Source organism: Faecalibacterium sp. Marseille-P9312, assembly GCF_902497445.1.
Taxonomy (GTDB): domain Bacteria; phylum Bacillota; class Clostridia; order Oscillospirales; family Ruminococcaceae; genus Faecalibacterium; species Faecalibacterium longum.
The window spans coordinates 69,638-82,540 of the sequence record NZ_CABVEW010000002.1 but is presented as its reverse complement, the minus strand read 5'-3'; the positions used below and the strand labels follow the sequence as shown (position 1 = coordinate 82,540).

11 protein-coding genes are annotated in these 12,903 nt (G+C 60.8%); 7 read left to right on the top strand and 4 right to left on the bottom strand.

Translation table 11 applies throughout. The features are described 5' to 3' along the window. Positions 1-104 precede the first annotated feature (104 nt). The 4 genes from mnmA to F3G95_RS01835 all read right to left on the bottom strand — a co-directional run bounded on the left by mnmA (position 105) and on the right by F3G95_RS01835 (position 5,375). Entirely contained in the window at positions 105-1,217 is a 1,113-nt protein-coding gene (mnmA, locus tag F3G95_RS01850) for a tRNA 2-thiouridine(34) synthase MnmA (RefSeq protein WP_149793569.1), read from the bottom strand. Between the two features lie 66 nt (positions 1,218-1,283). Then, positions 1,284-2,495: a CCA tRNA nucleotidyltransferase gene (locus tag F3G95_RS01845; protein WP_149793568.1), complete on the bottom strand. Its 1,212-nt coding sequence runs from the start codon at positions 2,493-2,495 to the stop codon at positions 1,284-1,286. Continuing rightward, the gene (locus F3G95_RS01840) at positions 2,492-3,427 is read right to left on the bottom strand and encodes a ribonuclease Z (protein ID WP_149793567.1); all 936 of its coding nucleotides are present in this window, start codon (positions 3,425-3,427) and stop codon (positions 2,492-2,494) included. The genes F3G95_RS01845 and F3G95_RS01840 overlap by 4 nt, the downstream gene beginning before the upstream one ends. A 658-nt stretch (positions 3,428-4,085) precedes the next feature. Further along, positions 4,086-5,375 carry an O-acetylhomoserine aminocarboxypropyltransferase/cysteine synthase family protein gene (locus F3G95_RS01835; RefSeq protein ID WP_149793565.1) on the bottom strand — a complete coding sequence of 430 codons (1,290 nt, stop codon included), beginning with the start codon at positions 5,373-5,375 and terminating at the stop codon, positions 4,086-4,088. Between the two features lie 1,244 nt (positions 5,376-6,619). On the opposite strand from F3G95_RS01835, the gene F3G95_RS01830 reads away from it, so the two are divergent. The 7 genes from F3G95_RS01830 (at position 6,620) to F3G95_RS01800 (ending at position 12,858) form a co-directional block, all read left to right on the top strand. Continuing rightward, positions 6,620-7,507 (top strand): putative manganese transporter, encoded by an 888-nt coding sequence (locus F3G95_RS01830; RefSeq protein WP_149793563.1) that lies wholly within the window; start codon positions 6,620-6,622, stop codon positions 7,505-7,507. A gap of 118 nt (positions 7,508-7,625) precedes the next feature. Continuing rightward, positions 7,626-8,504, top strand: coding sequence for an HAD family hydrolase (locus F3G95_RS01825; protein ID WP_149793561.1), 879 nt, complete (start codon positions 7,626-7,628; stop codon positions 8,502-8,504). Beyond that, a complete protein-coding gene (locus F3G95_RS01820) occupies positions 8,501-8,998 on the top strand; it encodes a DNA-deoxyinosine glycosylase (RefSeq protein WP_149793560.1) in 498 nt (165 codons plus the stop codon). Before F3G95_RS01825 ends, F3G95_RS01820 begins: the two co-directional genes overlap by 4 nt. Before the next feature lie 93 nt (positions 8,999-9,091). After that, a complete protein-coding gene (locus F3G95_RS01815; RefSeq protein WP_149793559.1) occupies positions 9,092-9,718 on the top strand; it encodes a 5-bromo-4-chloroindolyl phosphate hydrolysis family protein in 627 nt (208 codons plus the stop codon). A gap of 176 nt (positions 9,719-9,894) precedes the next feature. Next, complete coding sequence (locus tag F3G95_RS01810; RefSeq protein ID WP_149793558.1) at positions 9,895-11,046, top strand: toxic anion resistance protein; 1,152 nt, start codon at positions 9,895-9,897, stop codon at positions 11,044-11,046. A 1-nt stretch (position 11,047) separates the two neighbouring features. Then, on the top strand, positions 11,048-11,806 hold the full coding sequence (locus F3G95_RS01805) for a LemA family protein (protein ID WP_149793557.1): 759 nt from the start codon (positions 11,048-11,050) through the stop codon (positions 11,804-11,806). Then, a complete protein-coding gene (locus F3G95_RS01800) occupies positions 11,803-12,858 on the top strand; it encodes a TPM domain-containing protein (RefSeq protein WP_149793555.1) in 1,056 nt (351 codons plus the stop codon). The genes F3G95_RS01805 and F3G95_RS01800 overlap by 4 nt, the downstream gene beginning before the upstream one ends. The last annotated feature ends 45 nt before the right edge of the window (positions 12,859-12,903 follow it).

Genomic DNA, 12,903 nt, shown 5'->3' with positions numbered 1-12,903 from the left:
CTCAGTCACCTTCGGTGACAGCTCTCCCAAAGGGAGAGCCAGAATGCAGCGGTCAGGCAATAGGCTCTGGCGCGAAGCGCCTGAGAGGGCCGGGCCGCTCCCCCTTATCCCTTCGCCACCTGTGTAATGGTGCCGCCTCCGAGGACGACATCGCCCTGATACAGCACGACGGCCTGCCCCGGGGTGGGGGCGCGCTGAGGCTGGTCAAATTCCAGACGGAAGCTGTCCGGCCCTGCCGGGTAGACGGTGGCAGGCTGTTCGGTCTGATGATAACGGGTGCGGGCCGTCACCCGCAGGGGGCCTTTCAGCTCCGGGATGGCGATCCAGTTCACTTCGTTCGCATAGACGATGGTATCGAACAGCTCCGACTCCGGGCCGACCGTGACCGTGTTGGCCTGCATATCCTTGGCGCAGACGTAGACCGGTGCGCCCATGGCGAGGCCCAGACCCTTCCGCTGGCCGATGGTGTACCGCACAGCGCCGCTGTGGGTGCCTACCTTTCTGCCGCCGATGTCGAGGAAATCGCCCGCCGGGTAGTGCTTGCCGGTGAAATCCTCCATAAAGCGGGCGTAGTCGCCGTCCGGCACGAAGCAGATGTCCTGACTGTCGTGCTTGCGGGCGTTCACGAAGTGCTGCTGCTCGGCGATGGCGCGCACTTCGCTCTTGTGCAGACCACCCAGCGGCAGGCGGACATGAGCCAGCTGCTCCTGCGTGAGGTTGTAGAGCACATAGCTCTGGTCTTTGTTCTCGTCCAGACCCTTTTTGAGCAGCCAGCGGCCCGTGGCCTCGTCCTGCTCCACCCGGGCATAATGGCCCGTGACCACATAGTCCAGCCCGTGCGCTTCCGCCCAGCGGAGCAGGTGATCGAACTTCATATATCTGTTGCAGTCGATGCAGGGATTGGGCGTACCGCCGGCCTCGTAGACCCGGATGAATTTGTCGATGATCTTTTCCTGAAAGTCTGCCGTAAAATCCAGCACCTCGTAGGGAATATCCATCGCATAGGCCACCTCGGCGGCGTCCTCAATGTCCCGCTCCGAGCAGCAGGTGTGCAGACCCTCGGTGTTCACGGCCTCGTTGCGGGTGAGGCGCATGGTGACGCCGGTGCAGTCGAAACCGTCCCTCTGCATGAGCCATGCCGCCACCGAGCTGTCCACACCGCCGCTCATGGCGATGAGCGCCCCGGGGCGGCGGGAAGTGTTCTGTGTTTCTGTCATTCTGTTCCTCTTCTGTTATAACATACTAAAACAGTAGTATAATACTACCGCAGCTTCTTTCTCTTGTCAAGACGCAGAAAATTTGGCCGCAAAGGCCAGAAGTTCCGCTTTTTCGTTGAGCAGCCGCCCGGTGATGACCTCTTCCAGCAGCGCTTCCAGCACGCGGCGCAGGCCCGGCCCGGGCGCGACGCCCGCCGCCATCAGATCGCGGCCATTCACGGCCAGCTGGGAGACGCGGCAGCAGGCGCTTTGGGCGGTCAGCGTCCCGGCCTCTTTTTGTAAGGCGGTAAATTCATCTTTTCTTTCCGGTCGAAGAGCGCTCCAAAGGGCAGCCAGCTGCTGCACGGTGTGGAGGTCGTATTTGCCGAGAAGTCGTTTGGCTTGAAGCGGCAGCGCAGGAGTGCGGGGAGCTTTCTCCTTCACAAGTGTTGATACTCCATCTATCACAGCATTGGAGCATTTCAAGCGTTTCAGCGCCTTTCGTGTTCCATCCTCCCCCAGCGGCAGAAGCAGCGCCGCCCAGCGGGCGGTCACTTCCTCTGCTCCTGCCGGAAGGGCATCTATGATCTCACGGGCTTCCGACAGATCGTCGGGCGGCAGTTCCGGCAGGACGAAGGCCAGCACCTCCGGCTCCAGATACGCCCCCGGCTTCGGGGCGGACAGAAGCTTGTTCAGCTCTTCTTCGATGCGCTCCACCGACACGCAGTCGAGGTGGGCGGCCAGCTGCTTCGCCGCCGCTTCGGTGGCCTCGTCGATCACAAAACCGAACCGGGCCGCAAAGCGGTAGAGACGCAGGATGCGCAGAGCGTCTTCTTCAAAGCGGCGCAGCGGCTCGCCGACGGCCCGCACCACCCCCCGGGCCAGATCTTCCTGCCCGCCAAAGGGGTCGCACAAGCCCTCTTCGGCGCTGTAGGCCATGGCGTTGATGGTGAAGTCCCGCCGGGCCAGGTCCTCCCGGACGTCGGGTACAAAGGCCACGCTGTCGGGGTGGCGGCCATCGGAATAACTGCCCTCGGTGCGGAAGGTGGTGATCTCGTAGAGCCTGCCGTCCCGCTTCACAGTCACGGTACCATGCTGCAAGCCGGTGGGGATGCACTGCTTTTCTCCGAACAGCTCCATCACCTGCTCCGGGCGGGCGGCGGTGCAGAGGTCCCAGTCGTGGGGCGCAAGGCCCAGCAGACTGTCCCGGATACAGCCGCCCACGGCGTAGGCCGCAAAACCTGCCCGGTGCAGCGCGTCCAGCAGGGCGGAGGCGCCGGGTTCTATGGTGATGTTCATTCTTCGGCCTCCTCATATTGCAGGGTGATGCTCTTGCCGTCATAGCCGCACTCTGCCGCCGGGAAGAGGCTCTGCGCCTGGGCCAGCTCTTCTTCCGGGTCGGTGATCATGGGCGAATAGTGGACGAGCCAGAGCCGCTTCGCGCCCGCTTTGGCGGCGAGGGCTGCGCTCTGCCCGAAGGTGCTGTGGCCGTACTGTTTGGCCTGCGCGGCCTGCTCCGGCAGAGCATAGGTGGAGTCGCAGAACAGAAGGTCCGCACCCGCTGCGGCCTTTTCCAATGCCGGACAGGGGGCGGTGTCGCCCGAGAAGACAAAACTCAGCCCCTGCCGGGCCGGGCCGAGGACGGCTTCCGGCCGGATGACACGTCCACCGTCCAGCGTGATGCTCTCGCCGTGCTGGAGCGTCTTCCACTGCTTTACCGGTACGCCCAACGCCCGCGCCTGTTCGGGTGAGAACCGTCCGGCCCGGGGCAGATCGAGTCGGTAACCCTGACTGACGACACGGTGGCGGGTCGGCACCGGCGTGAGCTTCGCGCCCTGGGGCCAGCCGCCGAATTTTTCGCAGAGCGCCGCCGGGGCGTCCAGCACCTCGGGGCAGACCGGGTACGGCAGAGGCCCCGTCAGCACCCGCAGGGCCGCCCAGACTTCGCCGAGCCCCTTCGGCCCGTACAGCGCCAGCGGGCGGGTGCGGCCCTGACAGCCCAGCGTCTGCAGCAGCCCCGGCAGGCCGAAGATGTGGTCGCCGTGGTAATGGGTCAGGCAGACGGCGTCCATCTTCATCAGATTGACTCCGGCCCGGCGGGCGGCAGTCTGGGTCCCCTCGCCGCAGTCGAACAGGAGGCTGTGTCCTCCGCATTCGGCCACCGCCGCCGTGAGGGCGCGGTCGGGCAGGGGCATGGTGGCCGCTGTACCCAGCAGTGTAATGGTCAGCATAAAGTTTCTCCGTATCACAAAAAATCTCGATGGCTATAGTGTACCACACTCTTCGGCCCGGCACAATCGCACAGCCGCACCCTGACAGGCATAAGATGGCCCAAACCACAAAAGGAGGGGTCTTGTATGCAGCGTCAGCGGCCCGGGCATCGCATTTGGTCGTTCCACCACCGGGGGCTGCTGCTTCTGGCGGCGGCAGTGGCGGTGATGCTCTTTTTTCTCTACGGCTGCGTGGCAGGGGCGGCGTACAGCCCCCGGGGGCGGCTGGTGTTCATCCCTCTCGCACAGGTTTCAGGCAGTAGTACGACTTCGCTTTCCGCTTTTATCTGGAAGAATCGGAGCTGTCCACCGCATGGTACAATGTGCGGGCCGATATGAAAAACAAGCCCGCTCCCCTGCTGAACCCCGGCACCACCGGCAGCGAATAATTCCTGAAACATCCTCTCCCCTCATACCCCCGCGCGGCGCAAGTTGTGCGGGGGTGGTTTTATATAAAACGGAATGACTGCCTGCACACTGAGCCAGGCAGTCATTCCGCAAACAGCAAGCCAGCCGCCCTGCAAGGTAACAGGGCGGCTGGCTGCTATATTATGCAATTCAGGAGAATGGAGGAGAGAATAGCATTTTTATGCTTCCGGGGGACGGAAGTGCCGGAGAATCACTCGCCGCGGACAGCTGCGAAGCCTGCCTCGAGGTCAGCGATGATGTCGTCGATGTGCTCGGTGCCGATGGACAGGCGGATGGTGTTCTGGTAGATCTGCTGCTCGGCCAGCTCCTCATCGGTCAGCTGGCTGTGAGTGGTGGAAGCCGGATGGATGACCAGACTCTTGACGTCGGCCACATTTGCCAGCAGAGAGAAGACCTTCAGGTTGTCGATGAACTTGAATGCTTCCTCACGGCCGCCCTTGATGTTGAAGGTGAAGATGGAAGCGCCGCCGTTGGGGAAGTACTTCTCATACAGGGCGTGGTCGGGGTGATCCGGCAGAGAGGGATGGTTGACCTTCTCGACCTGGGGATGGTTGGCCAGGAACTCGACGACCTTCTTGGTGTTCTCCACATGGCGCTCAATGCGCAGGCTCAGGGTCTCGGTACCCTGCAGCAGCAGGAAGGCGTTGAACGGAGAGATGGCAGCACCGGTATCACGCAGCAGGATGGCGCGGATGTAGGTGACGAAAGCGGCGGGGCCGGCTGCGTCAGCGAAGGACACGCCGTGGTAGCTGGGGTTGGGAGCGGCGATGTTGCCGTACTTGCCGCTGGCCTTCCAGTCGAACTTGCCGCTGTCCACGATGATGCCGCCCAGCGTGGTGCCGTGGCCGCCGATGAACTTGGTAGCGGAGTGGACGACGATGTCAGCGCCATGCTCGATGGGACGGATCAGGTATGGGGTGCCGAAGGTGTTATCAATGACCAGCGGCAGGCCATGCTTGTGAGCGATGGCTGCGATGGCATCAATATCAGGAATATCACTGTTGGGGTTGCCCAGAGTCTCGAGGTAGACAGCCTTGGTGTTGGGCTGGATCGCGTTCTCGACCTCTTCCAGATCGTGAGCGTCCACGAAGGTGGTGGTGACGCCGAACTGGGTCAAAGTGTGCTCCAGCAGGTTGTAGCTGCCGCCGTAGATGGTCTTCTGCGCTACGATGTGGTCGCCGGCCTGAGCCAGCGCCTCGATGGTGTAGGTGATGGCAGCTGCACCGGAAGCAGTCGCCAGAGCAGCCACGCCGCCTTCCAGAGCGGCAATGCGCTTCTCGAACACATCCTGAGTGGAGTTGGTCAGACGGCCATAGATGTTGCCGGCGTCGGCCAGACCAAAGCGGTCAGCGGCGTGCTGGCTGTTGCGGAAGACATAAGAAGTGGTCTGGTAGATAGGCACAGCACGGGAATCGGTAGCGGGATCGGCCTGCTCCTGGCCAACGTGAAGCTGCAGAGTCTCAAATTTATAGTTAGACATAGTATTTTCCCTCTCTATCTGTACTTAAAGTATTATTTTCACTCATAAAAATGCCCGGCAGCGTGGGGAGTTTCACCTTTCGTCTGCCGGGCAAAGAAATCGTTCTCAGCTCAGAGCCTTTTGTCTGTCTCGGGCGTCACATTCGCTCGCACATTCGCGGCATAGAGGGCACCGTACAGCTATGGCTCAGAGTTTGTTTCTCGGCCCGGGCGCTGTACATTCGCCCACAGCGGAAGTTGGCGTGCAGAAGACTTTTCCAAATCAGCGTCATTTGAGTACCCTCCTTTCCGAGTTTCCCACTTACCTACAAGGCGTGTGGTTTTGTTGTCTGCATTATATTCCCTCATACCCATATTGTCAATGGGTTTAATTGAATTTCTTCCAAAAAGGTTTTAAGAGTCATTCTTTTTAGAAAAATGCAAAAAGATTGCATTTTGGTCTTGCATTTCACGCAGAATCCGTGTATACTCTTCCCTGCACCTAAAACGCAACCTATTTGCAATTTAGACAACTAAAGCACTTTTCGTCCCTCTGTTTATTTTGGGTGAAGACGTAAAATGGTGTGGCGGCTGCGCGCGCCGGCGCGGGGCTGGTTTTATTCTTTTGGTCAAATGGCTTGCGCTCCGCGCGGGCCAGAGGCAGAGCTGGTTTTTTCTTTAAGCTGGTTCTCGCGCTGGTGGCGCGGGGCTGGTTTTCTCTTTCAGTCAAATGGCTTTGCGCTCCGCGCGGGCCAGAGATAGGGAGGGGTGTTTCGAATCCCCCCTCCCTACCTCTGGACTCCACTCTCCCCGCAACGAGTTAAGAGCTGCTCGCCCTTAACAATTCCAAAGAAGTGGGCTCCAACTCAAAATGCTGGAGATTCACGCCATTCGGCGTGAAGATCTCTTAACCGCATTTTGAGCCTCCGCCGTTTTACGGCTTCGCCGAAGATTTCAGGCTTTCGCAGAACTTTACCGTCAGCAGAGAGGTAACACCAGCTGCGGAGCAGCAAATCGGAGAAGTGAGAAAAATGCGTTAAGCGAAGCGACTAGCATTTTTCCACTTCGACTTCCCCTTCGGGGTCTGAAAGGGGCGAGCAGCCCCTTTCTCGTGGGTCCAGCGCGTCGAAATCGCTGGTGGTTTTCTGGTTCTCTTTTGGCACGCAAAAGAGAACTTAGCCCCGCGTAACCGCGCTCTACCCCCGCGCCACCGGCGCGAGAACAAACTTTATCTTCACTTTATTTTATATCACGAGGTATCAAACAATGGAACTTTTTCTGGATGTACTGAGCGAAACTCTGGTGGACACCGCCAAGATGCTCCCCTTCCTGTTTTTAGCCTATCTCTTTATTGAATATGTCGAGACCCGCCACGGTGAGCGCATCGAGGCCCTGCTGGCGGGCGGCGGCCGCTGGGGTGCGGTGCCGGGCGCGGTGCTGGGCTGTGTGCCGCAGTGCGGCTTCTCGGCCATCGCCTCCAACTTCTACGCCTCCCGCGTCATCACGCTGGGTACGCTGATGGCCGTCTATCTCGCCACCAGCGACGAGGCTATCCCCCTGCTGGTGTCCATGCCCGCTTACTGGGATAAGCTGATCCTGCTGATGGTCATCAAAGTCGTGTACGCTGTCTTTGTGGGCTTTCTGCTGGACTTCGTCCTCCGCAAGGCCCTGCCCCGCAGCCTGCGCGGCGGCTACACCGGCCACGCCGACGAGGTGGACTGCCACGAGGAGCACAGCGACGAAGAGGGCCATCCCCAGCCCATCTGGAAGGCCGCGCTCCGCCACACCCTCGAGATCTTTGTCTTTATCTTCGCGTTCAGCCTCGTGTTCGGCCTCATCGTCGAGGGCGTCGGCGAGGATGTCTTCGCCTCGGTGCTGGGCCGGATGGGCTTCTTCCAGCCGGTGGTGGCCGCACTGGTGGGCCTTGTCCCCAACTGTGCCGCCAGCGTCCTGATGACTCAGCTCTACGTCGAGGGCGCACTCCGCTTCTCGAGCCTCGTGGCCGGTCTCTGCACCGGCGCGGGCGTGGGTCTCGCCGTGCTGTGGCGGGTGAATCCCTCCTGGAAGCAGAACCTCTTCATCACCGGCCTGACCTGGGCCTGCGGCGCCGCTGTGGGCGTGGGCATCCAAATCGTGGTGGCCTTCATCGCCTGAGTATTTGCAAAGCACCTGCACCTTTTCTTCGGAGAAGCGTGCAGGTGCTTTTTATTTTGGAGACAAAGCCTCCATTTTGTGATATACTCAGCTTATATATAGATATAAGGAGAACACCATGCAATATAAAATTCTCGCAAGCGATTACGACAACACCCTCGTCCCCTTCGGGGAAAAACAGCCCCGTCCGGCCATGGTCAAGGCCGTGAAGAAGCTTCAGGCCGCCGGGGGAAAATTCGTGCTCAGCACAGGCCGGGCCTGGTCAGCCATCAACCGGAAAGGCCAGCTGGGCGGCATCCGGTTCGACTATGCCATCACCTGCAACGGTGCCTGCGTCGTGGACAAGAACGGTGCCATCGTGGCAGAGCACCCAATGACCAGTGAAGAGATGTACGCGCTGGTGGATTTCTGTGAGGACTACAACTACCCGCTGCAATTTAACTTCAAGGATGCATACTATGTTTACTGCGAGTATGACATCCTCCACAAGCACTACGATCGGATGAATAGCGTCGGTCTGGACTGCGTGGACGGCGAAGACCAGGACCGCCATCTCATCGATATGCCTCACGCGGCGTTCTGCCTCTTCCCCGAGGGGGCGCTGGAGCGGTTCAACGAAAAGTACGGCCACCTCGGCCTTCACTTCATGCAGACGGGCGGCCAGCTGCCCGACGGCTCCCACTTCTATGACATCGTGCGGGGCGGGATCGACAAGAGCACGGGCCTCGCAGACCTCTGCGAAAAGATGGGCCTCTCCCTCGCCGAGGCCGTGGCGGCAGGCGACTCCGCCAACGATGTGGGGATGCTGAAAGCGGCGGGCCTCGGCTGCTGTATGTCCAACGGCACCGACGAAGCCAAAGCCGCCGCTGACCGCATCATCGGCGATGTGCGGGAGGACGGACTTGCTGCCCTTATTGAAGAGCTGTGGTTCGACGGCCCGAAGGCGGAGCCCTCCGACCGCAGCTTCGGCTCTGCATGGGAGACGATGGAACGATGAGCTTCGCACCCGTTTACTCTGAAAACAGCCGCGCCCTCATCCTCGGCACATGGCCCAGCCCCAAAAGCCGGGAGATGGCCTTCTACTACGGCCACCCGCAGAACCGTTTCTGGCCCATGATGGCGGCTCTCACCGGCGAGCCTGTCCCCGCCCGGGAGGACATCGAGGCCAAAAAGGGCATCATCCTCCGCCACGGCCTCGCCCTGTGGGACACGCTGGAAAGCTGCACCATCACCGGCGCGTCGGACGCCTCCATCCGGGACGTGGTGCCGAACGACATTGCATCTCTTTTGGCAAAAGCGCCCATTGAGGCAGTGTTCTGCAACGGGGCCACGGCCCACCGCATTTATACCAAATATCTGCTGCCGGTCTCCGGCATTCCGGCGGTCAAGCTGCCCAGCACCAGCCCCGCCAACGCCGCCTGCCGCCCCGAAACCCTGCGCGAGGTCTGGGGCGAGGCCCTCAAAGATTATATAACCGTTTCCAACCTGTAAATTATTCATGAAACACTTGCGTTTTGTGGATAAAAGGATTTATTATGGAAGAGTACAAGGGGCGGTGCGCCTCTTCGGGAAAGGAGAAAATGCATGAGCAAAGTTATCCGCACCCAAAAGCCCAGCGTCCTGCCGTGGTATGCGGCGGCGCTGGTGTTCGCGGTGCTGTGCGCGGCGCTGCCAGCATATAAGCTGTGGGCGCTACTGATCGCGCTGGGCGGCGCAGCCGTGATGTTCGGCGCGGCAAAGAAGGTCTGCCTGCCCCGGGTGGTGGAACATGAAGTGCCTTTCCACACCGGCAGCGGCGATGTGGACGAGATGCTGGCCGACATCCAGCAGAAGCTGGATGCCCTCCACGCGCTGAACGAGGCCCTGCCCGACCCGGAGCTTTCCGCCGCCATGACCCGGATGGAAAAGGCAGGCCGCTCCATCGTGGAGACGGTGGAGGCCAGCCCCGCCAAGGCAAAGCAGGTACGCCGCTTTGCAAACTACTATCTGCCCGACGCGGTGAACGTACTGGAGCAGTACGCAAAGCTGGCCCGCCAGGGCGTGCGGGGCGAAAATGCCGCTTCGATCCGGGCAGAGGTGGAGCGGAACGCGGCTTCCATCGCCACTGCATTCGAAAACCAGCTGGATGCACTGTATGCCGCTGAAAGCATGGACCTCTCGGCGGATCTGACGGTGCTCCAAAATATGATGAAGGGGCAGGGACTGAGTTAAAACTGGCTTGCCCTCTCAGGCGCTAACGCGCCAGCTCTCCCAAAGGGAGAGCCTCTGGTGGAAACTTGCAGCATACCGGCCCCCGGAAAAGCCTCTCCCTCTGGGAGAGGTGGCAATGCGAAGCATTGACGGAGAGGGCAAGGCCGTGTATCGATTTGGAAAGGAAGGAATCTCTCATGGCTGATAATACGTTCAATTTTGACTTAGACGCACCCGCTGTCCCCACCCTGACCCTCGACCCGGTGGAAGCACCTGCCGCCGAGGAAAAGCAGCCCGAACCCGCTGCGGCCCCCGAGGCCGAACAGGTCAAGCTCAGCCCCGAGGAGCAGGCGATGGTGGACGCCTTCGCTCAGAAGATCGACATCACCAACAGCCAGCAGGTGCTGCAGTACGGCTCCGCCTGCCAGAAGAAGATCGGTGACTTCTCCGAGGCGGCACTTTCCAAAGTGTCCACCAAAGACCTTGGCGAGGTGGGAGGCATGATCAGCGACCTTATCGGGGAACTGAAGAACTTTGACGCCGCCGAAGAGGAAAAGGGCATCCTCGGCTTCTTCAAGAAAAAGGGCAACCAGCTCGACAACATGAAGACCAAGTACAGCAAAGCGGAAACGAACGTCGAGACCATCCAGTCCGCCCTCGAAAAGCATCAGGTGCAGCTGCTCAAGGATATTGCGATGCTGGACAAGATGTATGAGCTGAACATGGCCTATTTCAAAGAGCTGAGCATGTATATCCTCGCGGGCAAGAAGAAGCTGGCCGACTTCCGCGCCCACGAGCTGCAGCAGGCGATGGACAAGGCAAAGGCTTCCGGCCTGCCTGAGGACGCACAGGCCGCACGCGATCTGGCCGACCAGTGCGAGCGCTTTGAGAAAAAGCTCTACGACCTCGAGCTGACCCGCACCATCAGCCTGCAGATGGGTCCTCAGATCCGGCTTTTGCAGAACAATAACTCCATGATGGCCGAGAAGATACAGTCCACCATCGTCAACACCATCCCCCTGTGGAAGAACCAGATGGTGCTGGCACTGGGTCTGGCCCACAGCCAGCAGGCCATGCAGGCCGAACGTGCCGTCACCGACATGACCAACGAGCTGCTGAAAAAGAACGCCGACGCCCTCAAAATGGGTACCATCGAGACGGCCAGGGAGTCTCAGCGCGGTGTCGTGGACATCGAGACCCTGCAGCAGACCAACAAGAGCCTCATCGAGACGCTGGACGAGCTGAACAAGATCCAGAGCGAGGGCCGCGCAAAGCGTGCCGCCGCCGAGCAGGAGCTCACTCGCATCGAAGACGAGCTGAAACAGAAGATGATGGAGATCCGGAGCTGAAATGGCAAACGCAGATTTTTCCAGACAACAGAATCGACCCACCGGCGGCTTTGACGCTTCCAGCTATCGCGCCGCAGCGCCCGCCGAGGAGGAAGTGCGGCTGACGCCCTTCCAGCAGAAGCTGGCAGGCCTCGAAAAGGCCCTGCCCGCTGCGCTGGGCAAGCAGGCTGTTGCCGCTGCTCTGAGCATCGTGGTGATGCTGGCCTGCTTTTTCGGCTTTGGCGGGGCGAAGCTCCGGGCAAAGTACGACACGGTGAAGAACGGGTTCACCACTGGCGTGGCCGCAGACAGCGGCTATACCCTGAATGAGGAATTGACCACACGGCTCAACACGGCCGCCAACATCATCACCACCGCGTCCAACACACTGGGTGCCGACAGCACCGAAGTGCAGACGGCACAGGCTGCGCTGGACTCTTTTTCCGCCTGCCTCGGGGCGGTGCAGTCCGATGGCAAGATCCACGCACCGGACTCTCTGAGTGTTTACACCGGCGGCAGGATGCAGATGCTCTACCAGTCGAACGAGACGCTTGGCACAGCCATCGGCCAGCTCTACGCAAAATTGCAGGAGCAGGCCGCAGACCCCATGAAGATGGGCGCAGTGCAGGGGCAGTACAGCCAGTTCAACAGTGCGCAGACCATCATCAGCAACCTGCATTATAACGATGCGGTCCAGAGTTACCAGAAAGACGTCGGCGGCTTCCCGGCCAGCGTACTGAGTAAGCTGTTCGGCATACAGGAGGTGGAACTTTTCGCATGAAGACGATGAAAACATTCTCCCGCCGCATTGCGGCACTGCTTCTTGTCGTGACCGTCGGCATCACGGCGCTTGCACCGGCGGCTTCGGCTGCCAACATCCAGCTGCCCAGCCTGCCGAAAGATCAATGCGTGGTGGACGACGCCGGTGTGCTGAGCAACAGCACCACCTCGGAGCTCGAGACCATCAACGCACAGCTCTCTTCCAGCTGCGATGGCGCACAGATCGGCGTGCTGACCGTGGACTACACCGGCAGCGCCACCACCGAGGACTACGCCACTGAAGCGTTTAACACCTGGGGCATCAGCAGTTCCAGCAAGAACAACGGCGTGCTCATCCTGCTGGTGATGCAGTCGGACCAGTACGCCGACGGCGACTACTATCTGACCTACGGTGACGGCTTCCGCAGCACCCTGCTGGCCGATCAGGCAAGCACCCTCGTGCAGACCATGGAGGACGATTTCGCCGCCAAGAAGTACGACGCCGCCGTCCTCACCTGCGCCACCAATGTGGCCAATACCATCGCAGAGGTGTACGGGGTCACTCTGAGCGGCGGGACCATCTATTCCGACGGCTCTGACACCCAGACCACCCGGCCCTCTGTCGAGCCTGTCCCGCCCCAGAAGCACTACTCCATCTGGGAAGGCTTTATCGGCGGCATTTTCTCCATGCTTGCTTATATCATCCTGTTCATCGCAGTTTTCTTTATCTTTATCACCCCTCTCGGCCACTCCTTCGGCTGGTTCTGGGGGCCGTTTGGCTGGTTCGGCGCACGGCGTTGGCACAGAGGCCCGCGCCCTCCCCGCGGCCCTTACGATGACTTCGGCCCCGGCGGTGGTTTCTATGGCGGCCCTCGCGGCCCGAGAGGCCCCCGGGGGCCTCGTCCTCCCCGGGGCGGCGGCTTCGGTGGAAGCGGCTTTGGCGGTATGGGCGGCGGCTCCGGTTTTGGCGGAGCCGGGCGCGGCGGCGGCAGCTTTGGCGGCGGTCGTTCCGGCGGCTTCGGCGGCATGGGAGGCGGCAGCAGCCACGGCGGCGGAGCCGGACGCGGACGCTGATATTATGACAAAAGGGAAGCCCCATCGGACGGTGGGGCTTCCCTT

Coding starts and splice junctions, on each gene's coding strand:
- F3G95_RS01830 (WP_149793563.1), top strand. CDS start 6,620: ATGGAACTTTTTCTGGATGTACTGAGCGAAACTCTGGTGGACACCGCC.
- F3G95_RS01820 (WP_149793560.1), top strand. CDS start 8,501: ATGAGCTTCGCACCCGTTTACTCTGAAAACAGCCGCGCCCTCATCCTC.
- F3G95_RS01825 (WP_149793561.1), top strand. CDS start 7,626: ATGCAATATAAAATTCTCGCAAGCGATTACGACAACACCCTCGTCCCC.
- F3G95_RS01810 (WP_149793558.1), top strand. CDS start 9,895: ATGGCTGATAATACGTTCAATTTTGACTTAGACGCACCCGCTGTCCCC.
- mnmA (WP_149793569.1), bottom strand. CDS start 1,217: ATGACAGAAACACAGAACACTTCCCGCCGCCCCGGGGCGCTCATCGCC.
- F3G95_RS01845 (WP_149793568.1), bottom strand. CDS start 2,495: ATGAACATCACCATAGAACCCGGCGCCTCCGCCCTGCTGGACGCGCTG.
- F3G95_RS01805 (WP_149793557.1), top strand. CDS start 11,048: ATGGCAAACGCAGATTTTTCCAGACAACAGAATCGACCCACCGGCGGC.
- F3G95_RS01835 (WP_149793565.1), bottom strand. CDS start 5,375: ATGTCTAACTATAAATTTGAGACTCTGCAGCTTCACGTTGGCCAGGAG.
- F3G95_RS01840 (WP_149793567.1), bottom strand. CDS start 3,427: ATGCTGACCATTACACTGCTGGGTACAGCGGCCACCATGCCCCTGCCC.
- F3G95_RS01800 (WP_149793555.1), top strand. CDS start 11,803: ATGAAGACGATGAAAACATTCTCCCGCCGCATTGCGGCACTGCTTCTT.
- F3G95_RS01815 (WP_149793559.1), top strand. CDS start 9,092: ATGAGCAAAGTTATCCGCACCCAAAAGCCCAGCGTCCTGCCGTGGTAT.